Origin of the sequence: Gluconobacter sp. P5E10 (genome assembly GCF_018812145.1) — a bacterium.
In the GTDB taxonomy this organism is placed as follows: domain Bacteria; phylum Pseudomonadota; class Alphaproteobacteria; order Acetobacterales; family Acetobacteraceae; genus Gluconobacter; species Gluconobacter cerinus.
In genome coordinates, this window is the sequence record NZ_JACRVZ010000001.1 from 16,520 (window position 1) to 42,031 (window position 25,512).

Consider the following 25,512-nt stretch of genomic DNA (forward strand, 5'->3'; position numbering starts at 1 on the left):
GAGGAAACGGTTTTCTGCGAATGATCCGCGCGCTTTCCGTCAAGAAAGGCGTTGCTCTTGCAGTCGCGGCATTGGGGCTCGTCATTCTGGCGAGCTTATGTGCTCCGCTCTACGCCCAAATGGTGGGAGTGGACCCGTTTTCTTCCAACATTGCTGGAACCACCACACGTCACGGCCAGTCACTGGACCTGATGCAGCCGAACGATAATCCTCTGCATCTGGGTTTGACGCCCTTGGGGCCTGACTGGTCACCGGGTGCCTATATGCTGGGTTCTGATTCCCAGGGACGGGATGTTGCGTCTCGTCTGTTGTATGGCGGTCGAAGCTCCCTCTTGATCGCGGCATCGGCCGCACTGCTGTGTCTGTGCCTCTCGGGAAGCATCGGTATTTGTGCCGGATATTTCGGGGGTTGGGTGGATGTCGTTCTGTCCCGCTTGCTCGATATCCTGTGGGCTATCCCGGTTTACCTGTTTGCCATTTCACTGTCGGTTGTAACTGTAGGGCATGGCCTTCATCTGGGGTTTATAACGCTTGCTGCCGATAGCTTTCTGATTCCCATAGGCATTATTGCGCTGGTTTATGTGCCGTATGCCGCCCGCCCATTGCGAGCCCGTGTTCTGAGTCTGTCACGAGCAGAATTCGTCATGGCGGCCCGGGGAATGGGGGCCTCGGATTTTCGTATTCTCCGACGTGAAATTCTGCCCAGTCTTGCGCCCTCGATGGTTGTTCTCGGGCCTCTCGTCATGGCTCTGTGCCTTCTGGCGGAATCGGCGTTGTCCTTTCTGTCTCTTGGTGTGCAGGCCCCCGCAGCGTCATGGGGAACGCTCATTCAGGATGGAGAAGGCCTTCTCTATACGAGGCCAATTGTCGCCATAGCGCCGGGCATAGCAATTGTCGTGACAGTGCTGGCCTTGAATGTTCTGGGGAATGCCCTTCGGGATCATCTGGATCCGAAGGGAGCCGGTCGATGATACGCAGTTTCCTGTCGCGAGCCGGGCAGATGGCGCTGGTGATTTTCGGCATTTCCGTTCTGGTATTCTGCATTTTCTTCGCCACTCCCGGAGCAGACCCGACTGCGCGTATCGCAGGCAGGGGCGCCAGCCCGCAGGTCATGGCGCGGATCCGCGCCGAATATGGGTTCGACCGCCCGTTGCCTGTTCAGTACGTGCGCATGATGGAGAAACTGTTCGTCAGCAGAGATCTCACGTCTTTCGTTAATCATGGTCAGAAAGTCGTGCCCGAAGTGGTGTCTGCGGCACCGGTAACGCTGTCCCTCGTTGTGTGGGCTGCCTTCTTCTGGGTTGTAGGATCTCTGGGAATTGGCGTTGCGTCCGCGGTGCTGAGGGATAGCTGGGTGGATCGGGTCCTGATGGTGCTGGGTCTGATCGGGCTGTCCATGCCGGTTTTCTGGCTCGGGGAGGTGATCAATTTGTTCACCCAGAGTCGCTGGCACGATACGTGGCTGTTTCGATGGGTGCCTCCGTTGGGATATGTGCCGCTCTCTCAAAGTCCGACCGGCTGGGCAAAATCACTGCTTCTTCCATCGCTGACGCTCTCGGTCTCCTTCATGGGACTATATGCCCGCATCCTGCGATCAGAGCTTCTGAGTGCGATGGGAGAAGACTCTATCCGCACGGCAAGAGCGAAAGGCGCAGGGCCGGCTCGTGTCTGGCTCTGGCATGGATTGCGACTGTCATGGTTGAGCTATGTCTCGCTCTTCGGTCTGGATTTTGCCCAGTTGCTAGGCGGCGGAGCGTTGCTGACAGAGGTCGTGTTTGCTTTGCCGGGCGTGGGACGTCTGACCTATCAGGCTCTGGCCACCCTGGACCTGCCTCTGATCATAGCGACGGTCATGTATGCAGCCGTATTCGTTGTCATTGCGAATGCTCTGGTGGATGGACTGTATGCGCTCCTAGACCCGCGTATCAGGGATGGTCAGCATGGACGCTGAACAATTGCTCGATATTCAGGGCCTGAAGCTGAACCTGCCCGGTGGTACGCGGCTCCTTGAAGGTGTTTCATTGCGTCTGAAAGCTGGCGAGGCTTTGGGGGTCGTGGGGGAATCCGGGTCGGGCAAGAGCCTCACGGCCATGAGCGTCATGGGGCTTCTTCCCGGCCTGAAAGCATCAGGGAGCATCCTCTTTTCTGGACAGAAACTGGTCAACCTCCCGGACAAGGTGATGCGTAAGCTCCGGGGTGCGCAGATTGCAATGATCTTTCAGGACCCGATGACGGCTTTTTTGCCAGTAAGGTCTATCGGGGCGCAGATTGACGAGCAGATCCGTTTGCATCATTGCGTCAGCAGAAGCGAGGCCCGTGCAAGGACGGTGCAGCTTCTGGAGCGGATGGGCGTGCCCGATCCGGCTATGGCCGCAAAGCGGTACCCTCATCAACTGTCAGGCGGTCTGCGCCAGCGCGCCATGATTGCGATGGCACTCTCCTGCACACCGGCCCTGCTGATTGCCGATGAGCCCACGACAGCGCTTGACGTTACCGTGCAGGCTCAGATCCTGACATTGCTGCGCGAAATCCGGGAAGAAGGCGCCGGGGTCATGCTGATTACGCACGATATGGGTGTTGTCGCGCAGGCTTGCACACATGTGGCAGTCATGTATTCGGGACTGGTGGTTGAAAATGGCCCGGTTCGGGATGTGCTGGATCGTCCCTTGCATCCCTACACTCAGGCGTTGCTAGCGGCCATTCCACCCCTGGACGGTCCCAGACCCGAACGGCTTCCAACCATTCCAGGTCAGCCGCCGACACCTGATGATCGTCCAACCGGGTGTGTGTTTGCTCCCAGATGCAGCGTCGTTCGGCCAGAATGTGCCGTACGTCCGCCCCTGACTGAAATCGAGGAGGGACGACGCGTGGCGTGTGTCCTGTATGCGGCATGAGTGTTCTGCTGGAAGCGCGCAATCTGGAGAAATCTTACCGTCTTGGCCGGGGACGTGTGTTGCATGCTGTCTCGGGTGTTTCCCTGCAGGTGCGGAAAGGAGAAGCTCTGGCGCTCGTCGGGGAATCCGGATGCGGAAAGTCGACCCTGGGACGTACTCTGATTGGTCTGACACAGCCGACATCTGGCAAGGTTCTGTTCGACGGGCAGGAAATTTCCGGACTGTCCGATCGCGCAATGCGCCCTTGGCGCGCGCGAATGCAGATGGTCTTTCAGGATTCTTCTGCTGCCTTCAATCCACGCCGAACCGTGGGGGAGTCTCTGGCCGAGCCCCTCCGCATTCATCGTCGGCACGGGGTTAGGGAGCGTGTTGCGGAACTGCTTGATCAGGTGGGTCTTTCCCAGTCAGTCGCGGGGCGTTTTCCGCATGAGTTCTCCGGGGGGCAGAGACAGAGGTTGAACATTGCCCGCGCTTTGGCGCTAGGGCGGGAGCTTCTTGTCGCAGACGAGCCCGTTTCCGCACTGGACGTTTCTGTTCAGGCTCAGATCGTCAATCTGTTTGGGGATCTGCGGGCTTCTCTCGGCGTGGCATGCATCTTTATCTCTCATGATCTGTCCGTTGTCCGGCAAATGGCAGATCGGATTGCTGTCATGTATCTGGGCAGTATTGTGGAAGAGGGAAACGGCCTCGATGTGCTGGACCGGCCGGCACACCCCTATACCAAAGCATTACTGGATGCGGTTCCGCGCCCGGATCGGGCCTTGCCGCCGCCTTTGCAAGGCGACGTGCCTAGCCCGATCAATCCGCCATCAGGGTGTCGTTTCCATACCCGCTGTCCGATTGCCCAGCCGCGTTGTGCAACAGAACGTCCTGTACTTCAGCCGTCCGGTGAGGGACGGCAGGTCGCCTGCCATTACCCTCTGTGAAGTTGAAATTCAGCGAGAGGCCGTTTCAAAAGCCAGTGGGTAAAGGGACGCAACCAGTAACAGAGCCATCGCATAGTTGAAGCTCCGTAACAGAAGCGGCCGATGAAGCCACCGTCTCATGCCTGCGCCAAAGCCGGCCCAGAGCGCGACGGAAGGGCAATTCACCAACCCACAGATGACGCCGGCGATGGCAAGGTTGAAGAAGAAACCTTCCTTCGGAACATAGGCTGCAACAATACCGACGGCCATGACCCAGGCTTTCGGGTTGACCCACTGGAAACCAGCAGCCTGCAGGAAGCTGATGGGCTTTCCTTTCCCATTGGCTTCAGGCGTTGCTGAGGATGTGGCAATTTTCCAAGCCAGCCAGAGCAGATAAGCCGCGCTGGCATATTTCAGGCCAACGTAAAACCAGGGTGCATGCTCAAACAGGCTTCCCAACCCAAGGCCGAGAATAACCACCATTAGGACAAACCCCAGCGCAACCCCAAGCATATGTGGGATCGTCCGGCGGAATCCGTGTGTCAGCCCGGAGGACGCCAGCATCATATTGTTGGGGCCGGGCGTAACGGATGCGACAAACGTGAAAAGAACGAGAGGCGCAAAAGCCTGCCAGTAAGTCGGCATGACGGAATTTCCTGTTGCAGACGGGATTATCCTGATCACTATGACAAGGATTACCGGAACAGTACCGGTACAGTTGAACAGGATTCTTTCAGACTGTTCCGGAGGTTTGACCATGACAGTAATGCCAGCTCAGCATGGGACATTTCCCCTCTGGAAGCCCGTCCGTGGTGGTGACACAACGCTCGTTGAGCAACTCGAAACTGAATTCGCCGAGCGTATAGAGACACACAGGCTCAGGCCCGGCAGCCGCCTGCCGTCAGTTCGCAAGATGGCCGAAAGCGCAGGGCTCAGTCGCTATACGGTGATGGAAGCGTATGAGCGTCTTCTGGCGCGCGGGCTGGTTTTGTCACGGCCAGGCGCGGGATATTTCGTGCGCTCACCCGTCGAGCCGCCGGTCTTTGCGGAAGCCATAACGCAGGCGCCCCCGGAACAGTCAAAGCTCGATGTGACATGGCTTTTGCGCGAAATGTTCGGCACCGGACAGTCTAATCGCCTGACTGCGGCCTCTGGTGTTCTTCCATCGCACTGGCTGGATGCGGATCTGATCGCCAGCGCCATTCGGGCGGCCGCACGGGAAGATTCTGCGGGGTTACTGCAGTACGGCCATCCCCAGGGGAGCCCGCAGTTACGCCGACATATTGCGGCCATGCTGGGTGGTCAGGGAATCGCTGCGCATCCGGATCATCATCTGCTGATGACGGCGGGTGTCACGCATGGAATTGATCTTGTGCTGAGATTGATGGTCCAGCGTGGAGATACCGTACTGGTGGAGGAGCCGGGCTGGCCTTTGATTTTTGGTCGCCTGGCTGCCTACGAGGCAAGAATCATCAGTGTGCCGCGGGGACGGGAAGGGCCGGATCTGGAGGTTCTGGAGCGTCTGGCTGCGGAGCATAAACCGAAGCTTTTCCTAATTAACAGCGTTGTTCACAACCCCACGGGATATACTCTCGGGGCTGCAGCGGCGCATGATATCCTGCGTTTGGCCGAGAAATATGACTTCATGGTTCTGGAAGACGATACCTACGCGGATTTCCATGACGGAGCTGCTATTCGTCTTGCATCCATGGACCGCCTGCAAAGGGTTATTCTCGTTACAGGCTATGCCAAGACGATGGCGGCCGGTCTGAGAGTGGGTGTGCTGGCGGCGCGTCCGGATATTGTGGCGCGGCTGACGGACCTAAAACTTCTGGCCGGTTTATGTACGCCGCAGCTGGGAGAAAACGTCATGGCGCGTCTTCTGAAAGATGGACACTACGGTCGGCATCTTTCCCGGCTCCGGCAGAGGGTGAATCAGGCGCGCCAGAAATGTGCTGATGCGCTTATCGGATGTGGTCTTACGCTGCCGTATCTTCCGCCTGCGGGTATTTTCGTCTGGGTGGATTGTGGGCAGGATTCTGAGGCCGTTGCGCGGGCGGCATCTGCAAAAGGGATGCTTCTGGCGCCTGGAACATTATTTTCTCCGACGCAGGCACCGTCGAGCATGTTGAGGTTTACCGTTAGTGCTGTGGAGCAGCCCGAACTCTGGTCGGTTCTGAAAGGTCTTCTCTGAGGCGGCGCGCTGCAACAGCCATAATGGCTTGCTTAAAGATGCTGCATAGCGAAGCGAAAAGTGAGCTCGGTCTTGTGTGTCAGTGCGTGTTATTTGTGCTCTCGAAAAAGCAACGCGTTATGCGTATCTTGGATATGGACGGCAACGCCCTCTTCGGTGCAGGACTCTGCTAGTCTCCCATTTTCATATTCGGGGTTTCCCCATCTTCACCAGGGTCGAACTTTGACAGTCCAGCCAGCCTTCTTCCGTTTTGCTTTGCGCGTGTTGCCTCATGGAGGGCAAGAATCATGAGACAGGCTGTACAATTTTATCTGGGCGATGAGCACTGCACTCTGAATGGCCTGAACCCGACCCTGACTCTTCTGGACTGGCTACGAGATCGTTGCAAAACCGGAACGAAAGAGGGCTGTAACGAAGGCGACTGTGGCGCCTGCACCGTGCTGGTCGTACGATTGGATCAGGATCGGCTCGTTTGGCGCGCTGTGAATGCATGTATTCAGTTTGTCAGCATGCTGGATGGTGCGCAGGTTTATACGATTGAAGACCTCGGTACGCCTGATGCACCGCATCCCGTGCAGGCTGCTATGGTGGAACAGCACGGTTCGCAGTGCGGTTTCTGTACGCCAGGTTTTGTCATGTCCATGGCCGCGTATCGCAAGACGCCTGGTGCAACTGTTGATGATGCCCAGATTGACGATGCTCTGGCTGGAAATCTTTGTCGCTGCACCGGATACGCGCCGATTGTGCGCGCCATGAAACAGTCCATGTCGGCTGGCCCGGACCGTTTCGATGCGCAGGTTGCGACGATCACGGAGCGTCTCACAGCCCTGAATGACGGTGAAACCGTTCAGGTGTCTGGCGCAGAAGGCACCCTTACAATTCCGGCGAGTGTAGATGTTCTGGCTGACACATTGGTGCGGCATCCCGAGGCTACGATTGTCGCCGGGGCAACGGATGTGGGTCTGTGGGTGACCAAAGGCATGAAGCAACTGCGGCATGTCGTCTCGATCGGCCGTGTCCCTGAGTTACGGAAGATTGAGCTCACGGATGAAGGCCTGACGATCGGCGCTGCCGTGACTTATCAGGAAGCCAAGCCGTTTATCGCAGACCTCCTTCCCGATGCAGCAGAGATGATCCGTCGTCTGGGTTCAACGCAGGTGAGGAACAGCGCGACAGTCTGTGGAAATATCGCCAACGGTTCGCCAATTGGTGACGGGCCACCGATGTTTATTGCCGCTGGTGCAACCCTGCATTTGCGACTGGGCAATGAACGCCGCTCCATGCCTCTGGAAGCCTATTTCATTGCTTATGGAAAGCAGGATCGGCGGCCCGGGGAGTTTGTGGAAGCCGTTACTCTTCCGGTTCCTGGAAAGGACGTTCAGTTCCGCGCTTACAAGATTTCCAAGCGGTTCGATCAGGATATCTCAGCGGTTCTGGGGGCTTTTTTCATGCGTCGGAATGCAGACGGAATCATTACGTCTATCCGGCTGGCCTATGGTGGGATGGCAGCAACACCGAAGCGTGCAGCGAATGCTGAAGCCGCGCTGCTCGGCCGCCCGTGGGAAGAAGCAACGCTGGACGCCGCAAGAGCCGCGATTGCACAGGACTTCACGCCTCTGACGGATATGCGCGCCACAGACTGGTATCGCCGGACAGTCGCCGCGAATCTGCTGACGCGCTTCTTTGAGGAAACAACGGGCGGCCCACAGGCCCGTCTGGCCCGTACGGGAGGGCTGGCCCATGTCTGAAGCTCGCAAGATCCCGATGGTTCAGGGCGCGGCTTCCACCAGCATGAAGCATGAAAGCGCGATCCTGCATGTGACAGGGCGTGCGAACTACATCGACGATATGCCGGAGCCGAAAGGCATGTTGCATGTCGTCCCGGGGCTGAGCACCAAGGCTCATGCGCGGATCGTTTCCATGGATTTGAGCGCGGTGCGGTCTGCGCCCGGTGTGGTGCGGGTTCTGACGGCAGAGGATGTTCCGGGCGAGAACGAGATCAGCCCGGTTCATGCGCATGATGAGCCACTGCTGGCCACGGATCATGTTTACTACTGGGGCCAGCCGATGTTTGCCGTGGTGGCGACGTCCCGGCAGGCTGCCCGTCAGGCCGTCCGGCTTGCAAAGATCGAGTACGAAGAAAAACCCGCTATCCTGAACGTCGCTCAGGCGCGGGAAGCTGGCGGCGATCTGGTCTGGCGTCCGCTGGTCATGAAGCGCGGTGATGTGGAGGCCGGACTGGCTGCCGCGCCGCGTCGTCTGTCTGGCAGTATCACGATGGGCGGGCAGGAGCATTTCTACCTTGAAGGGCAGGCCGCTCTGGCTCAGCCAGGTGAGGCAGGGGAGATGCGTGTCTGGTCTTCCACCCAGCATCCGTCTGAAACGCAGCATCTGGTGGCCTGCGTTCTGGGGCGGCCGCATCATCTGGTCACGACTGAAGTGCGCCGGATGGGCGGGGGCTTTGGTGGCAAGGAAACGCAGGCCAATGCTGCGGCCTGTCTGGCGGCCATTGCGGCTGATCTGACCGGACAGGCTGCCAAGATGCGTCTGGACCGTGACGACGACATGATGATGACCGGCAAGCGGCATGATTTCGTCGTGGATTATGATGTCGGCTTCACGGATGACGGCGACATTCTGGCAGTCGATATGGTTCTGGCCGCCCGCTGTGGCTGGTCCGCCGATCTGTCTGGGCCTGTGGTGGATCGTGCGCTGTTTCATGCAGACAACGCGTATTTCTACCCGGATGTGCGGTTCCGTTCCGAACCACTACGTACCAACACGCAGTCCAACACGGCCTATCGAGGGTTTGGTGGTCCGCAGGGTATTGTCGCGGCAGAACGCGTGATCGAGGAAGTCGCATTTGCGACGGGGCTTGATCCTGTGAGCGTGCGACTGCGCAATTTCTATGGAACGACAGATCGGAACGTCACGCCGTATCACATGACGGTGGAAGACTCGATCAGCCGGGAAATCGTCACGGAACTGGTACGGCGCTGCGATTATGCAAAGCGCAAGGAAGAGATCCGCGCTTTTAATAAAACCAGCCGATACATCAAGCGCGGGATTGCCCTGACGCCGGTGAAATTCGGCATTTCGTTCACGGCGACGCACTACAATCAGGCTGGTGCGCTGGTTCATGTCTACACGGATGGTTCCGTGCAGGTGAACCATGGCGGGACGGAAATGGGGCAGGGTCTGCACACGAAAATGGTGCAGATTGCCATGCGTGAGTTTGGTCTGACGTCCGACCGGGTCCGCATCACAGCCACTACAACGGGCAAGGTTCCCAACACGTCTGCAACGGCTGCGTCTTCCGGAGCAGATCTGAACGGCATGGCAGTTCTGGATGCCATTACCAAGATCAAGCGCCGCATGATCGCGTTTGCTGCCGAGAAGTGGAATGTCGCGGAAGAAGACGTGCAGTTCCTGCCCGACGGCGTGCATGTCGGGGCAGACGTCATGACCTTCCAGCAACTGGCATGGCAGGTCTATTTCGCCCGTATCTCTCTGTCTTCCAACGGGTTCTACAAAACCCCCAAGATCTCCTGGGATCCGGCAACGGGGCGGGGACGTCCGTTCTTTTACTTCGCCTATGGTGCGGCCTGTGCGGAAGTGTCCGTTGATCTACTGACGGGTGAAAACACCATGGACCGCGTGGATATTCTCCATGACGCCGGGCAGTCCCTGAATCCAGAAATCGATGTCGGGCAGATCGAAGGTGGCTTCGTGCAGGGAGCAGGCTGGCTGACGATGGAAGAACTGGTCTGGGACCCGGCTGGTCGTCTGCGGACCCATGCGCCCAGCACTTACAAGATCCCGGCCTGTTCCGATCGGCCACGGATTTTCAATGTGGAACTGCTGGAAAACGCCCCGAACCAGGAAGAGACGATTTTCCGGTCCAAGGCCGTTGGGGAGCCTCCTTTTGTGCATGGCGTGGCAGTTCTTCAGGCCATTTCGGACGCTCTTGCCAGCCTGAATGACTACAAGACCTGCCCGCAGCTTGATGCGCCTGCGACGCCAGAACGTGTTCTGCGGACTGCCATGAGCCTGCGTGGCGAGAACGACTGACCATGCTGGAAGCCATCCGCCGCTGGCGTGATGCGGGGGAAGCGGTGGCCAGAATAACGGTTCTGGTCGCCAAAGGGTCCACGCCGCGTGAGGCCGGGGCTTATATGCTCCTCACACAACGCGAGCAGGTTGGGACCATCGGTGGGGGACGTCTGGAGTGGGACTGCATGGCGGATGCCCGGGCCCTTCTCACCAATGGTGACGATCATCTGGAACGTCATATTCCGTTGGGGCCTGCCATCAACCAGTGCTGTGGCGGCGCTGTGACGGTGAGCATCGAGCGCATACGAAACCTGGATGACATTGAGCGTCAGGCCTGGAAAGAGCGGGAGACGCTGCCTCAGTTGATTCTGTTCGGGGCTGGGCACGTAGGTAGAGCGCTGGCGAAATCACTGGCGCTTCTGCCCCTCAGGCTTGTCTGGGTTGATGCCCGGCAAGATGAGTTCGGGCCTGTTCCGCCAACAGTCGAAGCACAGGTCACATCAGACTGGGAAAGCACATTGAATGCAGCGCCTGCTGGTTCGGGCGTTCTGGTGCTGACACAAAGTCACACTCTGGATGCCCTCATTACGGGGGCAGCGTTGGCGCGAAATGATCTGCGATACGTGGGGATGATCGGCTCTCGTACGAAACGCAAACGCTTTGAGAGTGCATTCCGGGCAATCGACATCCCGCAGCAGCAAATTGATAAACTGGTCTGCCCGATTGGAGATTTTGGCGTACGGGACAAGCGTCCTGAAATGATTGCAGCTTTCGTGACGGCAGAAATTGCGGCTCGTTTGCTGGAGGTTTGACGGCAGTAGGAATCCGGGACTCGCCCATGTAACGGAAGCTTGCAAAATCGTACGGGATTCGTGATTTCCGAGTGGATAATTTTCGATATTTCTGGCAGTTTTCCAAGCCTCGCAGACATCACGCCGTTGTGATGTAACACCACGTTCAAGTGATGCATCTTCTGCGCTTATGGTGAGCCTATGAGCACTGACTTTCGGATGCAGCCTGCGCCAGGCAGCAGGTTTCTCTCGACAGCACGACGTGCAGGACAAAAGTTCTGTGCTTCATCCTCCCGTTTTCTCCGGACTGGAGTAGCGGCAGGGGTTGTGCACCTTGCCCTCTTTTCAGGATCTGCCATCGCAGCAGGTGCGGCGATACCGCAGGCCGACAAACCACCATCCCTCACGGCGGCCGATCAGACGTTTGTGGAAGATCTGGAACATCGGACATTCCGCTGGTTCTGGGACACGGCCAACCCCAAGAACGGGTTGATCCCTGATCGCTCTCCGCTGCCGAACGGCGCTGCGAGCATTGCGGGCGTGGGCTTCGGTTTGACGGCTTATGGGATTGGAGCGGAGCGCGGATACATAACCCGCCAACAGGCTGCGGACCGCACGCTGACCACCCTGAGATTTCTGATTGGTCTGCCGCAGAATGACAAGGTTTCAGGTGCAGCAGGGTATAAAGGCTTTTTCTACCATTTTTTGGACCCCAATACCGGCCTGCGCGTCGCGGACTGGTCTGAACTTTCCAGTGTAGACACAACGCTTCTCATGGGCGGCGTTCTGTTTTCCCAGTCTTATTATGACCGCGATACTGCGCAGGAAAAAGAAATCCGCGACATTGCCGATCGCCTGTATCGCCGTATCGACTGGACGTGGATGAAAGCGCATGGCCCTTGGCTGAGCATGGGATGGTCGCCGCCCAACACGTTCATCACGACGGACTGGAAGGGCTATAACGAAGGCCTGATCATTTATCTTCTGGCCATAGCATCGCCGACGCATCCCCTTCCGGCAGAAACATGGAAGACCTGGACGGCAACCTACGATGGGCAATGGGGAGATTTTCAGGGCCATAAGCTGCTGAATTTCGCACCACTCTTTGGTCACCAGTACAGCGAATCCTGGATTGATTTCCGTGGCATTCAGGACGATTTCAATCGCAAGCATGATGATGACTATTTCCAGAACGGGCGTGAAGCCGTGTACGCGCAGCGCGCTTACGCACAGGCGAATCCCGGAGACTGGAAGGACTACGGCGCTAATATCTGGGGTCTGACCGCCTGTGATGGCCCCGGGGACATTCAGCAGGATTATGACGGCAAGCATCGCCATTACCTCGCCTACAGCGCGCGCGGGGCGGGCCGGGATTACATTCTGGACGATGGCACCATTGCACCAACAGCCGCGGGCGGATCGATTGCCTTCGCGCCTGAAATTGCTCTTCCCGCACTGGAAGAGATGCGCAAGCGCTACGGAAGCCGGATTTACAATCAGTATGGCTTCCTGGACTCCTTCAACCCCTCATTCAAAGACAAGAATGATTACTGGGTCGACGGGCAGCAGCTTGGCATTGATCAGGGACCTATTCTGCTAATGCTGGAAAACTGGCGCAGTGGCTTCGTGTGGAACACGATGAAAAAGAATCCTTATCTGCGTGATGGCTTGAAACGCGCGGGATTTCAGGGCGGCTGGCTGAACGAAAAAACAGCGTCCAGCCAGGGCGACCGTCCGCTGTAATTTTGTAGGTCGCCCTTGTTAAAAGGCGCGACCAAGTGCCGCAACGAGCGTTCCGGGCGGAAGTGTCTGGGATGCTCGTTTAGAGCTGGTTTCGTAAAAGATGTTTTCTGGCTCGGGGAGCGAGACAGTGTCTGTGCCCAGGTTAACGGCAATGGTCAGCAGGCTGCCATCTCCAAGAGTCCAGGAGGCAATGACCGCTTTCTCTCCCAGAATATCAGCTCCCGCGCTGTAAGCTCCTTTTAGGTGCGGCGTAATTTTGGAATGGCGTAAGGCCAAAAGTTCTTTTGTTCTGGAAAGCCACGCTTGACCTTCCGGTGTGTCCCGTTCGGCCCGGTCCGGGCGAGAAATTCGAAATGTTTTCGGGTCAGTGGGGCTCGGAAGTGTCGCAAGAATTTCCGGGTCCGTCAGGTTGCAGTATTCGGCAAACTGTTCTTCGCGCCCACGGCGGACCTTCTCGCCAATGGCCCCGTGAAAATCCGAAAAGAAATAGAACGGCGTTTTTGAGCCCCACTCTTCCCCAAGGAACAGCATTGGCGTCATGGGGCAAAGAAGAAGCAGCGCATAGGCGGCTTTGAAGGCGTCGGGGTCAGAAAGGGTGATCAATCTTTCCCCCAGAGGGCGATTACCGATCTGATCGTGGTTTTGTAAAAACGTTACGAATTTTGTTGGAGGTAAATCGCTGCTCGGACTGCCACGCGTTTTCTGGCGCGGCGGAAAAAATTCGCCCTGCCACGCAAGCCCCTCTGTCAGGACACGTTTAAGAAGGCCGGTTGTTTCGTGATGAAACGGCAGGAAAAATCCTTTGTCCTCTCCGCTGAGCATGACGGTCAGGGTGTGGTGCCAGTCTTCGCTCCATTGTCCAGAATAACCATCGCGGAGAAGGCCCGCGTCATTATTCTCGTTTTCAAGAATTAAATGAACATGGCGGCCCTTTTCGACGGTTTTGTGAATGCGGCTCCGAAGTTTATAAAACCATTGTCGATCCGTAATGGCCCATGCGGCATCGATGCGGAGGCCGTCGAAGCGATATTCCATCAGCCAGTAAAGCGCATTGTCGATAAAGAAATCCGCTACGATTGGGTTATGGAAGTCGATACCATCACCCCAGGGCGTGTCGTAGCGCGGGTCGAAGAAGCCTTTTGCATATTCCAGCAGGTAATTCCCGTCTGGGCCGAAGTGATTGTAAACAACATCTAGAAAGACCATCAGACCCAGTGAATGAGCATGGTCGATCAGGTCCTTCAGGGCTTCAGGCCGTCCATAAGCTGGCGTTGGGGCATAAACCAGAACGCCATCATATCCCCAGTTCCAGTGACCACTGAAACTGTTGACCGGCATGAACTGAACCGTTGTGATGCCCAGATCCGCCAGTTCCTGAAGGCGGGCTTTCATGCCTTCATAATTGCCTTCAAGACCCAGATGCGTCTCGTAAATGATCGTTTCTTCCCACGGGCGCCCCGTCCAGTCGGGTGTTTTCCAATCATAAAAATCGGGGTCAAGAATTTCGCTTCGCCCATGTACGCCATCAGGCTGAAAGCGGCTGGCCGGATCAGGAACCGTGACATTGTCGCGGACGCGGTAGAGGTATCGCGCTCCGGCACCGCAAGGTGCTTCGGCGACGAATGTTCCATCTGCGTGTCGCCTCATGGTGATAGGCGGAAGGTCCTCCACCTCCACGAAGACTCTCTCACAGGAGGGAGCCCAGAGCGTGAACCGTGTCCGATCGGGAGCGATGAGTTCTGCACCCAGGCGGTTTTTAAACCTGAAGGAAGACATGCGCTGCGTCCTTTGTCTCAGGGAGCTGGAGAAAGATAAAGCACGGCAAGAGGAGGGAGGATCAGTTCGACAGAGTGTGGCATGCCGTGGGCGGGAATATCCTCGGCATACACGTGTCCATGATTGCCGAGATTACTTCCGCCCAGATGGGCTGCGTCTGTATTGAGGAGCTCTCGCCATTCACCGCGCCATGGAACGCCGATGCGGTAGTTCATGCGCGGAACAGGCGTCATGTTGCCTACAACAAGAACAGGGCGTGCATCTGGAGACTGTCTGAGCCAGGCAAAAACCGTGTTGGCGATATCGTCGGCAACGAGCCACTGAAACCCTTCATGCTCATCATCGGAAGCATGAAGGGCAGGATGAGAGCGATACAGCGTGTTGATGGAACGAACCGTGTCATGCATGCCGCGGCCATACCCGTCCCACAGCCGATACCACGCCAACTCACTTTCATGATTCCATTCGTGCGGTTGAGCCAGCTCTCCGCCCATGAAGAGAAGTTTTCGGCCCGGATAGGCCCACATCAGGGCATAGAGTACGCGCAGATTGGCATGTTTCTGCCACTCATCTCCCGGCATTTTGGTCAGGAGAGACCCTTTTCCGTGGACAACCTCATCATGGGAAAGTGGCAGGATAAAACGTTCCGAATAAGCATAGATCATGCCGAAAGTGATGTCGTTTGCGTGGTAACTGCGCCAGAGCGGATCAAGCTCCATGTACCGCAGCGTGTCATGCATCCAGCCCATATTCCATTTGTAGGTAAAGCCCAGGCCGCCTGTTCTGGCGGGCGCTGTCACGCCTGGCCAGGAGGTTGATTCTTCCGCGATCAGCATTGTGTCGGGGTGGAGGTCTTCCAGAGTTTCTGACAGATGGCGCAGGAAATTGACTGCTTCCAGATTTTCGCGCCCTCCATGAATGTTTGGGCGCCATTCTCCTTCCTTGCGGCTGTAATCCCGGTACAGCATGGACGCGACAGCATCGACGCGCAGACCGTCAACGTGGAACTGTTCCAGCCAGTGCAGGGCGCTCCCAGCCAGAAAACCACAGACTTCGTTACGCCCATAATTATAAATCAGGGTGTGCCAGTCCTGATGATAGCCTTCTTGCGGGTCTGCATGTTCATACAGGTGTGTGCCATCGAACTGGCTCAGCCCATGCTGATCGGCAGGGAAATGGGCAGGAACCCAGTCGATGATAACGCCGAGGCCGGCTTGATGGCAACGGTCAACGAAGTTGGCAAACTGGGCGCGTGAACCATGGCGTACTGTGGGCGCATAAAGGCTGAGCGGTTGGTATCCCCACGAGCCGGAATAAGGATACTCCGCGATCGGGAGCAACTCGAGATGAGTAAATCCCAGATCCTGAAGATACGGAATGAGCGCATCACCAAGTTCCTCCCACGTCATGATGTCATTGCCATGTTGGGGATGACGCCATGAGGGGGCATGAATTTCGTAAATTGAAATGGGAGCCTGACTGGCATGTCTGGCCGCGCGCGTGCTCAGCCATTCCGCGTCGTGCCAGACAAAGTCATCTGGCGCCGCGATAACGGAGGCATTGGCAGGCGGCAGTTCTGCGGCTTTGGCATAGGGATCTGCCTTGGCGGGAAGAACGTATCCATCCTGAGAGACTATTTCGTATTTGTAACGCTCTCCGGCGTGCACTCCAGGAATAAATAACTCCCACACGCCAGACCCATGACGCAGACGCATGCAGTGCCGGCGGCCATCCCAGATATTGAAATCGCCAACGACGGAGACACGTTTGGCGTTCGGTGCCCACACTGCGAAGCGGACGCCATTTACGCCGTCAACGGCCATGGGAATGGCGCCCATCATCCGGTCGATCTGCTGATGTTTCCCTTCCGAAAAAAGGTACAGATCCATGTCGCCCAGAAGTAGTCCGAAGCTGTATGGATCATGGGTGTCCTGCCAGGCGTCGGCCCAGCGGATACGCAGGCGATAGCGGGCAGAGCGGGGGAGCGTGGCGGAATACAGGCCGCGATCATCGATCCGTCGCATGGTTTTTTCCAAAACCTGCCCTGATGCCTGTTCCACCATGAGATGGACTTCCACAGCATCGGGGTAAAAGACTCTCACAATATCCTGGCGATGATCCCGGTGGCGGCCCAGGAGTGCGAAGGGGTCACTGCACTGCCCGGTCATAAGTGCGTCTGTCATGGATTGAAGAACGGGATCGACCGGACGAGCCATCATGCAAAAATACCTTCAGGAGCGGGTGCCCGTACGGGGCGTGAATGGAACAAGTGAAGACGTGGCTGCGTCGCCTGCGGTGCGTGGCATCCGTGCAACCTGCCGTGACAGCCGTGGACGTGCAGATGCCGGATCGGCCCGGCGTGGGGCGATATCACTGCCAGGCTCTGTCATGACTGTTTCATGGCCGGTCATGTCCTGCAGCAGGCGGGCGTATTGGGCGGCTTTGCCATTCCAAGACACATCGTGTAGGGCCCCATTCCGCTGCATCCGTGCCCAGACAGCCTTTTGACGAAACAGTGCCTGCGCGCGGCGGATTGCCAGATAGAGCATGTCCTCTGTTGTGGGGGAGAACAGAATTCCGTTTGCGACGCCCTCTGATACAGCGGCTGAATTGGCATCAATAATGGTGTCGCTCAGCCCTCCCACGCGGGCTGCAATCGGGATTGATCCGTAACGCAGGGCATGAAACTGCGTCAGGCCGCAGGGTTCAAAACGGGAAGGGATCAGGGATGCATCGACCGCAGAGTGCAGTCTGTGGCCAAGTGTCTCGCTGTACCGCAGATGGCAGACGAAATTTTGCGGATACCGGCTACGTAGGGTCGCAAACTCCTGCATGATGCCTTCATCACCCACACCGACAACTGCGAGCTGGATATTCTCCTGAAAGAGGCGAGGGGCCAGCTTTGCGAGAAGGTCAGCCCCTTTTTGTGTTGTCAGACGACTGACCATCCCGAGAAGCAGAGCATCCGATTTCTGGGGAAGGCCAAACTCAGCCTGAAACACACGCTTGTTCGCACGGCGCGCGATGATGTCTCCAACCGCATAAGGAAAGAAGACGGAGGGATCGGTCATGGGGTTCCATTCCCGAAGATCCACGCCATTCAGAATGCCGGTCAGGGCATTGGAACGCGCCCGCAGGACGGTATCCAGCCCCATTCCTTCCTCAGGGGTCTGAATTTCTTCTGCATACGTTGGTGACACACTGATCAGACGGTCTGAAAACTGAAGAGCGGCTTTCATGAAGCTGATCTGGCCGTAATATTCGAGTTGGTCGAAGGTAAAAGACCACTCCGGCAAACCAAATGCGTGTAGCATTTCGCGGGGGAAGAGCCCCTGGAACGCGAGGTTATGTACGACATGGGCGACCGGCGGCGTCGGGCCCTCCATATAGCGCAGATAGGCGGGAACCAGCCCGGCATGCCAGTCGTGGCTCAGAACTGCGTCTGGTTTCCAGTCGGGTATTAATCCGGAAGCAATTAATGCGGCCGTTCGGCATAGCACCGCATAACGGATGCCGTTGTCGCTCCAGGGCTGACCGTCTGGCGAAAGATATGGATTTCCGGGACGATTATAGAGATCTGGCACGTCCACGGCATACAGCGTGCCTCCATCGGTGCGGCCTTCCCAAAGGATAACGGAATATCCGAGAACATTATCGATCCGGATTGTTTCTTTGCGGTTGCACAGTGCATGCAGAACTGCCGGATAGCCGGGCACGATGGTGCGTGTGCTGATCCCGTGAGGCTCAAGTGCCGCTGGCAGTGAGCCGACGACATCTCCCAGTCCCCCGGTTTTGATCAGCGGATAGATCTCCGCCGCTACGGAAAGAAGCTGCAGCTCTCTCACAGCTGATGCGGGCGTATTCTGCGTCATCACACACACACCTCTCGCTATCCTGCGGAGTTGGATATTTTTTGGCTTTGTCGATGAAACAACGCCTGATGGATGCTGTTGGAAACGCCTTCACAAATAATTTATAGTCGTGTCAGAAGCCCTTCCAGCGTTATCGCCCCAAAAGCTGCACGGCTCTGCCATGGGGCAGGAAAACCGACTTGCGTTTTTGCTGGAACAATCAAAATGAGCGGTTCGCGTCAGAAGGGATTACAGGAAGGAAATCCTAATAATCTCGGAGCTACCTATGACGATTCCGGGGTAAATTTCGCCGTTTTTTCTGCCCACGCCAAAGCTGTTGAAGTCTGCCTGTTCGATGAAGACGGAACACGCGAGACAGATCGGATCCGTCTGCCTGAATATACTGATCATGTTTTTCATGGATGGATCCCGGATCTGAAGCCGGGGCAGTTATATGGTTACCGTGTTCATGGGCCTTATGAGCCCGACGAAGGGCACCGGTTCAATCCGAATAAATTACTCCTGGATCCATATGCCAGAGCATTCCATGGGGACCTTAAATGGGATCCTTCCCTGTTTGGTTATGAACTAGACAGCCCGGACAAGGATCTGAGTTTCAGCACGGCAGACAGTGCTGCATTTGTCCCCAAAGCCATCATCATTGACCCGACGCCGCAGCTTTTTGACCATCCCGATACACCCTGGACGGATACGGTCATCTACGAGATGCATGTGAAGGGGTATACCCGTCAGAACTCTGCCGTGCCCGAGAAACTGCGGGGAACCTATGCCGCACTGTCAGACCCGAAACTGCTGAAAAGTATTCGGGATATGGGCGTGACAGCGGTGGAATTCCTGCCGGTTCAAAGCTTCGTTAACAGCAAATTTCTGGCGGATAAGGGCCTTAGAAATTACTGGGGCTATAATACGATTGGTTTTTTTGCCCCCGAAAGCCATTACGCAGCAGAGCCTGATAATGCGGCTCAGGAATTTCGGGCTTTGGTGCGTGCCTGCCATGAGGCGGGCCTCGAAGTTATTCTCGACGTTGTTTACAACCATACAGCCGAGGGTAACGAGCTTGGTCCTACGCTTTCATTCCGGGGCTTGGATAATGTTTCCTATTACCGGCTCATGCCGGACAGCAAAAGACATTACATAAACGAAACGGGAACCGGAAACACATTCAGCCTGACGCATCTGAACTGCATCCGCTTTGTTGCGGACAGCTTGAGATATTGGGTCAAGGAAATGGGTGTTGATGGATTTCGGTTCGACCTCGGAACAATCCTTGCGCGTGAAGAAGATGGTTTCCATAATGATGCAACGTTCCTGCGTGTCTGCCGGCAGGATCCGGTGCTGTCGCATGTGAAACTGATTGCCGAGCCTTGGGACGTTGGTCCGGGTGGTTATCAGGTTGGGAATTTTCCGCCGGGCTGGGCAGAGTGGAACGACACGTTCCGGGATACTGTTCGTGATTTTTGGCGTGGCGAGGCCAAGTCTGGCGCGCTGGCGCCCAAGCTTCTGGCCAGCCCGGACCGTTTCAATCACAGTGGACGTCAGACATGGGCCAGTGTGAATTTTGTCACTGCTCATGACGGTTTCACACTTATGGACTGCGTCTCCTACAACGAGCGCCATAACGATGCGAACGGGGAGGAGGGTAAGGATGGCTCTCCCGATAACCGATCCTTCAATTATGGCGTGGAAGGACCGACAGAAGACCCGGATATTAATGCTACTCGCTGGCGCCAATGCAGGAACATGCTGTCCACTCTGCTTCTGTCACAGGGAACGCCGATGCTTCTGGCCGGTGACGAATTTGGCCGGACGCAACAGGGGAACAATAATGCCTACTGCCAGGATAGTGAGATTTCGTGGCAGAACTGGGAGATCGGCAAAGAAGGCGCCCAACTTCAGAATTTTGTTCGCCGCTTAACGGGACTAAGGCGCCGGTATCCCATTCTCCGGCGCGGGCGCTTTCTGACGGAGGCTTACAATAAAGAGCTGGATGTTCAGGAACTCACCTGGCTGACTGCTGGTGGCAATCAGATGATGCCGGAAGACTGGGGGCATGATCAGTGTTTTGGTCTGATGATCGACGGCCGCAGCCAGCGGAGTGGCATCATGCGACGCGGGTCAGATGCGACTGTGCTGCTTGTATTTAATGGATGGAAAGACGCCGTTCCATTCATACTGCCAGAGACAGGAGAAGGCCGGTGGAAGCTTCTGTTGGACACAAACCAGCCAGACGCTGGTAGCGAGATCGAGAAAGAAGTCTTTGACCAGAAGCATGAATACACCGTCACCGGTCGGTCTCTGCTGCTGCTGGAACTGATTTGTCGTGAAGCTGGTGAGTGTGCCTGAGGGCGGACATGGCGGATGAAACATTGCATCCATGTCAGAGCTGACGAAGAATGACGGACCCTGTTTTAGGAAAGGACTATCTTATGCGTCTCATTCTTGCCCTGCTTCTGCCGTGGCTTCAGTTCTTCACCATTGGTCGCCCGTTTGCAGGCATTATCTGCCTGTTCCTTCAGGTGACTGTTATTGGCTGGATTCCAGCTGCAATCTGGTCCGTGTATGCGTTGAGCCAGTATCGCACAGATCAGAAGCTGGCCGCTGCACGTCGCGGCTGAGCCTGTAACGCTCATAAAAAAGCCCCGACGTCGAAAGGCGCCGGGGCTTTTTTTATATTCTTAACTCGGGTCTTTAGATCGTATCGACGGTTCCACCATCAACCCGCAAAGCTGCACCCGTCGTGGCAGAGGCGAGGGGCGATGCTGCGTAAACAACGATATTCGCGACCTCGTCGACTGTTGCCATGCGCTGAAGGATATTGCTTGGGCGGTGCTTCCGGACGAAATCCGCCGCAAGCTCTTCCACAGGCTGAGTGCTGTCAGGGTTCTGGACCTTGAGCATGTCTTCTACACCCTCGGAAAGGGTCGGTCCTGGCAGGACGGAATTTACCGTGACATTCGTTCCCGCCATATCCTTGGCCAGACCGCGGGCAAGGCCTAGCATGGCTGTTTTGCTGACACCGTAATCGATCATTTCCACAGGAATGTTGATTGCCGATTCCGACGCGATGAAAAGGACACGACCCCAGTTACGCTCTTTCATGCCGGGCATGTAGGCGCGGGCCAGCCTGACACCGGAAAAGAGGTTGACCTCGAACAGCTTCTGCCAGCTTTCATCCGTGGTCTTGAAGAAGTCATTGGGGCCGAAAATTCCGGCATTGTTGATCAGAATATCAACAGCGCCTTCAGTGTTCACAAGCGTGTCACACCCTTCGGCAGTGCCAACATCCGCCACCACACTGCGGAAAGTGCCACCAGGAATACGTTCCCGCAGAACGTCCAGCGCTTTGTCTACGCTTTCCTGTTTACGGCCGTTGATGATGACGGTTGCGCCAGCTTCTGCCAGGCGCCGCGCTATGGCGAGCCCGATCCCGCCAGTGGACCCTGTGACAAGGGCTGTACGACCACTCAGATCAATTCCAAGCATGGCGGGTTTCCTTCTTCATCGGATGGCACATGGCGAAGGAAACGCGGCACGCTCTTGATGGTCGCAAAGGTTTTATGGAAAAGAACTCTGGCGGGAGGCTGCGCTCCTGTGAAGATCTGTTAGTGTGAGGTCGGCCCTCGTCCATCCGGGAAAAGCGGCGTGACCGGGAGAGACAGCATGACGGCCGGTTCAGAAGTAGCGCAAGCCAGCGGCAACGCTCTTCCTCCTTCGATCGTGCATCAGATCAGAACAGCCCTTGAAGACTTCTCGGAGCATCTACTGGCTTTGGCAGTCAGTCTGGGTGGTGGAGCTGCTGCTCTGGTTCTCCGTGACCATGATCGGGAGTGGGTTATTGTCTCTGGTGGAGACAGCCACTTTCTTGCCGAGCTTGAGGGTCAAAATCCTGAGGCTGTTTGCCGTCTTCCCGTTTATGAAAGCTCTCCTGAAGTCTGGCTGTGTGTCAGGCAGAAAACGCCAGGTCTGGAGAATGTCCAGGCCCTTTGCGCGCGCCATATTGCCAGGTCATTTCCGGTGGCAGACGGCTCCGGAGTGGCCAGTCAGCTTCATCGGCTGGATCGGCGTATCAGAAGAATGGCCGAAGCCGCGGAGATGGGTTTTTTCCGCTGTAATCTGACGCGTCGGCTTCTATTTGGAGATGAGCGCTTTGCCCAGATCTGGGGCCTTTCTCCCGAACTGCTGATGCAGGGGCTTTCGCTGGAAGATGCATATGCCTGCCTCCACCCAGATGACCGCGCCGCATATGAAAGTGTTGCAGAAGACGAATTGCGGGAAGAAGGCACTTTCGAATTCCGTTTCCGCATCGTGGTCTCACATGCGCAGGGTCCGACAATGGTGCGGCATCTGCTTATTCGCGGCTGGCGGGATGATGATCGGCCGGGTCACGATGATCTGTGCTCTGTCGGCGTGGTTATGGACGTTTCAAACGCCTCTGCCGTGGCTGAAGCGCTCAGATCCAGCGAAGCTTTTACCCACCTTCTTCTCTCCAGTTCGCCAGACTGCATTCATATTCTAGACATGGATGGGTGCATCCGGTTCATCAATGCAGGTGGCATCGAGGCTATGGAACTCGACAGCCCGATTATCCTGCATGGTGTTCCATGGGTTGATCTGTGGCGGGGGCAGGCTCGCATCATGGCCACTCAGGCCGTCAAAACGGCACTGGGTGGAGAGGCGGGACGCTTTCAGGGTTATGCCAATACCATGCGGGGAAACCGCCGCTTCTGGGATGTGGCCGTTACGCCGATTTTCGGGGAAGATGGAGACGTCCAGCGGCTTCTGGCGACGGGGCGTGATCTGACGGAAGTCAATCAGTCCAGTCTTCGGCTTCAGCTTGCACTGGATGCAGGCGCCATTGCCGGAACATGGATGTGGGATGACAATTCTTCTCTCGTGATCGGGGATACGCGTCTGGCTGAAACGCTGGGCCTTGATGCAAAAGCGCTGGAGCAGGGCGTTCCTGTTACGGCGTTCTACGCTGCTATCGAGCAGGAAGATCAGGGGCGCGTTGCGGCCGCCATCACAAACGCCCTTCACACAGGCGGGCGATGCGATTTCGAATTCCGTGTCCACACACCAGCTGGCCCGCGATGGTTTGAAGGGAATGGGCGTTGCGATCTGACTGAAGACGGGCGACCGCTCCGTTTTCCTGGCATCGTGCTGGATATTGATCACAGCAAGAGACAGGCCCTTCGTCAGGCGGCATTGGTAGAGCTTGGAGATCGCCTGAGGGCACTGGAAAACGCTGATGAGATGGAAGGCGTCGCCGCGCAGATCCTGTGTCGCGAACTTTCCGTAAGCTGCGCCGCCTACGGAACCGTCGATGAGGCGGGAACGGGTCTGCTGATTGGTGCAATGCGGACAGTGACGCTGGGGTCAGGCAGTCATGTCCAGCGTCAGGCGTCTATCCGTGGATTCCATGCGTTCCGTGACTATGGTGATTATGGCCCTCTGTTGGCTCGCGGGCGTACTGTCGCAATTTCAGATGTGCGTCTGGACACTTTGACGCTTAAGCGTGTCGAACGCTTTGAAACCCTCAATATTCGTGCACTTTTGAATGTGCCCCTGTTCAAGTTTGGCAGGCTCGTGGGTGTGATGTGCGTGTATTCCACTGTTCCGCATGTCTGGACGGAAGAAGAAATCGTCTTCACCCGCGCTGTGGCGGATCGCACCCATGCTGCCATGCGCCAGGCCAAGACCCAGCAGGAATTGCGTGAAATGAACGTCATGCTGGAGGAGCGAATCCGCCAGCGAACGCGGGAACGTGACCGCCTCTGGACCATCGCCAAGGACCTGTTCGTTATCATCAGCCGAAGTGGTCACTACATGGCTGTCAGTCCCTCCTGGTTGCGGGCGTTGGGTTACACACAGGAAGGTCTGATCGGACTGAGAATTGAAGCCCTGTGTCACCCGGATGATCAGGCTGCGGTTTGTGAGGCGTTCGATCGGGTTCGACACAGCACGCCCTGGTCCGATGTCGCGCTGGACGTGCGGATGAAGCACCGGAACGGCACATGGCGGCTCTATAACTGGAACTTCAATAATGAAGGGGACACCATTTACGGTGTTGGCCGTGATGTCACCGAGCGCAATGATCTGGAAGAGCAGTTGCGCCAGTCCCAGAAAATGGAAGCTGTTGGCCAGCTAACGGGTGGTCTCGCTCATGACTTCAACAATCTGCTTGCGGGAATAGGCGGGAGTCTCGAGCTGCTTGAGACCCGACTGACGCAAGGCCGCACCATTGGTCTTGATCGCTATATCACGGCCTCACAGGACGCAGTGCGACGTGCGGCGTCACTTACGCACCGTCTGTTGGCCTTCTCGCGTCGGCAGCCTTTGGACCCCGTGCCGACAGATGTGAATGGTCTGGTCAGTGGTCTGGAGACCCTTCTTCGCGGAAGCGTCGGCCCATTGGTGTCTATTCAGTTTGATCTGCAGCCGGGAATCTGGACGACACGGGTTGATGCTAACCAGCTTGAGAACGCCGTGCTTAATCTCTGTATCAATGCACGTGATGCGATGCGAGAGAGCGGCGGGACCATACGGATCGTGAGCGCTAATACATCTTTGGGGTCTGTGGCCAGCCACGAAGCCGGGGTGCCTGTTGGTGACTACGTGCTTTTGAAGGTAGAGGACAACGGCTGTGGGATGGCGGAAGAAACCCTGCAACGGGCGTTTGATCCGTTTTTTACGACCAAGCCTTTAGGGAAAGGGACTGGCCTGGGGTTGAGCATGATTTATGGTTTTGCCCGTCAGTCTGGTGGGCAAGCCCAGATCAGGTCCCAGCCTGGAGAAGGAACATCTGTTAGCCTCTGGCTCCCTCGCTACAACGGGCCTGCTACTTTGTTACCAGCAGATGTTCCTAACGGTGATATTCTGACGAAAACGGCGTCTGTGCGGCTGTCTGGAAAGCTGGTGTTGATTGTGGATGACGAGGAAGCCGTACGCCTCATTGTCAGTGACGTTGTCGGCGATCTGGGTGCAAGAGTTCTGACAGCAGAGGACGGTATTTCAGCTCTGGAATTATCAGATCGTTTTTCGAATGGCGTTCAGCCAAGCGTGATGATTACGGATATTGGTATGCCAGGTGGCATGAATGGGCGGCAACTCGCTGCGCGCATGAGAGACAGATTTCCCGATCTGAAAATTCTGTTCATTACGGGCTATGCGGAGCAGAATATTCTGGATGAAGGGCTGCTTGAACCAGGCTGTGCTCTGCTTGTGAAACCGTTCAGCACCGAAGCTTTGGCCCGCAAGCTTTCACAGCTCGTGGTGCCAGCCTGA

The 25,512-nt window shown here is 56.7% G+C and carries 17 protein-coding genes; 12 read left to right on the plus strand and 5 right to left on the minus strand.

Translation table 11 applies throughout. From position 1 onward, the window contains the following. The first annotated feature begins 20 nt into the window (after positions 1 to 20). Genes KP707_RS00090 through KP707_RS00105 form a run of 4 tightly spaced genes read left to right on the plus strand, consistent with a single transcriptional unit; the run spans position 21 to position 3,820 of the window. A complete protein-coding gene (locus KP707_RS00090) occupies positions 21 to 971 on the plus strand; it encodes an ABC transporter permease (RefSeq protein WP_211499808.1) in 951 nt (316 codons plus the stop codon). Continuing rightward, positions 968 to 1,951 (plus strand): ABC transporter permease, encoded by a 984-nt coding sequence (locus KP707_RS00095; protein ID WP_211501756.1) that lies wholly within the window; start codon positions 968 to 970, stop codon positions 1,949 to 1,951. The genes KP707_RS00090 and KP707_RS00095 overlap by 4 nt, the downstream gene beginning before the upstream one ends. Next, a complete protein-coding gene (locus KP707_RS00100; protein WP_211501757.1) occupies positions 1,941 to 2,894 on the plus strand; it encodes an ABC transporter ATP-binding protein in 954 nt (317 codons plus the stop codon). The genes KP707_RS00095 and KP707_RS00100 overlap by 11 nt, the downstream gene beginning before the upstream one ends. Continuing rightward, a complete protein-coding gene (locus tag KP707_RS00105) occupies positions 2,891 to 3,820 on the plus strand; it encodes an ABC transporter ATP-binding protein (RefSeq protein WP_215751575.1) in 930 nt (309 codons plus the stop codon). The genes KP707_RS00100 and KP707_RS00105 overlap by 4 nt, the downstream gene beginning before the upstream one ends. Before the next feature lie 9 nt (positions 3,821 to 3,829). On the opposite strand, the gene KP707_RS00110 is transcribed toward KP707_RS00105, so the two are convergent. Beyond that, a complete protein-coding gene (locus tag KP707_RS00110; RefSeq protein WP_086634204.1) occupies positions 3,830 to 4,444 on the minus strand; it encodes a LysE family translocator in 615 nt (204 codons plus the stop codon). Positions 4,445 to 4,556: 112 nt separating this feature from the next. On the opposite strand from KP707_RS00110, the gene KP707_RS00115 reads away from it, so the two are divergent. From KP707_RS00115 to KP707_RS00135, 5 genes are all read left to right on the plus strand, one after another. Further along, entirely contained in the window at positions 4,557 to 5,993 is a 1,437-nt protein-coding gene (locus KP707_RS00115) for a PLP-dependent aminotransferase family protein (RefSeq protein WP_249202697.1), read from the plus strand. Positions 5,994 to 6,280: 287 nt separating this feature from the next. Next, positions 6,281 to 7,741, plus strand: a complete 1,461-nt coding sequence (xdhA, locus tag KP707_RS00120) for a xanthine dehydrogenase small subunit (RefSeq protein WP_215751569.1) — start codon at positions 6,281 to 6,283, stop codon at positions 7,739 to 7,741. Next, positions 7,734 to 10,064: a xanthine dehydrogenase molybdopterin binding subunit gene (gene xdhB, locus KP707_RS00125; protein ID WP_211501761.1), complete on the plus strand. Its 2,331-nt coding sequence runs from the start codon at positions 7,734 to 7,736 to the stop codon at positions 10,062 to 10,064. The genes xdhA and xdhB overlap by 8 nt, the downstream gene beginning before the upstream one ends. 2 nt (positions 10,065 to 10,066) lie before the next feature. Further along, complete coding sequence (gene xdhC, locus KP707_RS00130) at positions 10,067 to 10,858, plus strand: xanthine dehydrogenase accessory protein XdhC (RefSeq protein WP_211499815.1); 792 nt, start codon at positions 10,067 to 10,069, stop codon at positions 10,856 to 10,858. A gap of 180 nt (positions 10,859 to 11,038) precedes the next feature. After that, entirely contained in the window at positions 11,039 to 12,580 is a 1,542-nt protein-coding gene (locus KP707_RS00135; RefSeq protein WP_235271728.1) for a glucoamylase family protein, read from the plus strand. An 18-nt stretch (positions 12,581 to 12,598) separates the two neighbouring features. Here the strand turns inward: KP707_RS00135 and treZ are convergent, their stop codons facing one another. From treZ to glgA, 3 genes are read right to left on the minus strand one after another with little or no spacing between them, the layout of a single operon-like run. Next, a complete protein-coding gene (gene treZ / locus KP707_RS00140; RefSeq protein ID WP_211501762.1) occupies positions 12,599 to 14,356 on the minus strand; it encodes a malto-oligosyltrehalose trehalohydrolase in 1,758 nt (585 codons plus the stop codon). A gap of 17 nt (positions 14,357 to 14,373) precedes the next feature. Next, positions 14,374 to 16,575 (minus strand): 1,4-alpha-glucan branching protein GlgB, encoded by a 2,202-nt coding sequence (gene glgB / locus KP707_RS00145; protein WP_215751568.1) that lies wholly within the window; start codon positions 16,573 to 16,575, stop codon positions 14,374 to 14,376. A gap of 12 nt (positions 16,576 to 16,587) precedes the next feature. Next, positions 16,588 to 18,228: a glycogen synthase GlgA gene (glgA, locus tag KP707_RS00150; RefSeq protein WP_211501764.1), complete on the minus strand. Its 1,641-nt coding sequence runs from the start codon at positions 18,226 to 18,228 to the stop codon at positions 16,588 to 16,590. A gap of 204 nt (positions 18,229 to 18,432) precedes the next feature. Here glgA and glgX point away from each other — a divergent pair, with 204 nt between their 5' ends. Together glgX and KP707_RS00160 are read left to right on the plus strand one after the other, a co-directional pair. Continuing rightward, positions 18,433 to 20,571: a glycogen debranching protein GlgX gene (gene glgX, locus KP707_RS00155; RefSeq protein ID WP_211506890.1), complete on the plus strand. Its 2,139-nt coding sequence runs from the start codon at positions 18,433 to 18,435 to the stop codon at positions 20,569 to 20,571. 83 nt (positions 20,572 to 20,654) lie between these two features. Further along, positions 20,655 to 20,843: a YqaE/Pmp3 family membrane protein gene (locus tag KP707_RS00160; RefSeq protein ID WP_086634214.1), complete on the plus strand. Its 189-nt coding sequence runs from the start codon at positions 20,655 to 20,657 to the stop codon at positions 20,841 to 20,843. 73 nt (positions 20,844 to 20,916) lie between these two features. On the opposite strand, the gene KP707_RS00165 is transcribed toward KP707_RS00160, so the two are convergent. Next, a complete protein-coding gene (locus tag KP707_RS00165) occupies positions 20,917 to 21,711 on the minus strand; it encodes an SDR family NAD(P)-dependent oxidoreductase (RefSeq protein WP_211506891.1) in 795 nt (264 codons plus the stop codon). Positions 21,712 to 21,888: 177 nt separating this feature from the next. Here KP707_RS00165 and KP707_RS00170 point away from each other — a divergent pair, with 177 nt between their 5' ends. Beyond that, entirely contained in the window at positions 21,889 to 25,512 is a 3,624-nt protein-coding gene (locus KP707_RS00170; RefSeq protein ID WP_211506892.1) for a PAS domain-containing protein, read from the plus strand.

What these genes read in the sequence shown, in the direction of transcription:
- glgX (WP_211506890.1), top strand. Translation starts at nt 18,433, where the DNA reads ATGAGCGGTTCGCGTCAGAAGGGATTACAGGAAGGAAATCCTAATAAT.
- KP707_RS00100 (WP_211501757.1), top strand. Translation starts at nt 1,941, where the DNA reads ATGGACGCTGAACAATTGCTCGATATTCAGGGCCTGAAGCTGAACCTG.
- xdhB (WP_211501761.1), top strand. Translation starts at nt 7,734, where the DNA reads ATGTCTGAAGCTCGCAAGATCCCGATGGTTCAGGGCGCGGCTTCCACC.
- KP707_RS00135 (WP_235271728.1), top strand. Translation starts at nt 11,039, where the DNA reads ATGAGCACTGACTTTCGGATGCAGCCTGCGCCAGGCAGCAGGTTTCTC.
- KP707_RS00170 (WP_211506892.1), top strand. Translation starts at nt 21,889, where the DNA reads ATGACGGCCGGTTCAGAAGTAGCGCAAGCCAGCGGCAACGCTCTTCCT.
- KP707_RS00105 (WP_215751575.1), top strand. Translation starts at nt 2,891, where the DNA reads ATGAGTGTTCTGCTGGAAGCGCGCAATCTGGAGAAATCTTACCGTCTT.
- glgB (WP_215751568.1), bottom strand. Translation starts at nt 16,575, where the DNA reads ATGATGGCTCGTCCGGTCGATCCCGTTCTTCAATCCATGACAGACGCA.
- KP707_RS00115 (WP_249202697.1), top strand. Translation starts at nt 4,557, where the DNA reads ATGACAGTAATGCCAGCTCAGCATGGGACATTTCCCCTCTGGAAGCCC.
- KP707_RS00090 (WP_211499808.1), top strand. Translation starts at nt 21, where the DNA reads ATGATCCGCGCGCTTTCCGTCAAGAAAGGCGTTGCTCTTGCAGTCGCG.
- KP707_RS00110 (WP_086634204.1), bottom strand. Translation starts at nt 4,444, where the DNA reads ATGCCGACTTACTGGCAGGCTTTTGCGCCTCTCGTTCTTTTCACGTTT.
- xdhC (WP_211499815.1), top strand. Translation starts at nt 10,067, where the DNA reads ATGCTGGAAGCCATCCGCCGCTGGCGTGATGCGGGGGAAGCGGTGGCC.
- glgA (WP_211501764.1), bottom strand. Translation starts at nt 18,228, where the DNA reads ATGACGCAGAATACGCCCGCATCAGCTGTGAGAGAGCTGCAGCTTCTT.
- KP707_RS00165 (WP_211506891.1), bottom strand. Translation starts at nt 21,711, where the DNA reads ATGCTTGGAATTGATCTGAGTGGTCGTACAGCCCTTGTCACAGGGTCC.
- xdhA (WP_215751569.1), top strand. Translation starts at nt 6,281, where the DNA reads ATGAGACAGGCTGTACAATTTTATCTGGGCGATGAGCACTGCACTCTG.
- treZ (WP_211501762.1), bottom strand. Translation starts at nt 14,356, where the DNA reads ATGTCTTCCTTCAGGTTTAAAAACCGCCTGGGTGCAGAACTCATCGCT.
- KP707_RS00095 (WP_211501756.1), top strand. Translation starts at nt 968, where the DNA reads ATGATACGCAGTTTCCTGTCGCGAGCCGGGCAGATGGCGCTGGTGATT.
- KP707_RS00160 (WP_086634214.1), top strand. Translation starts at nt 20,655, where the DNA reads ATGCGTCTCATTCTTGCCCTGCTTCTGCCGTGGCTTCAGTTCTTCACC.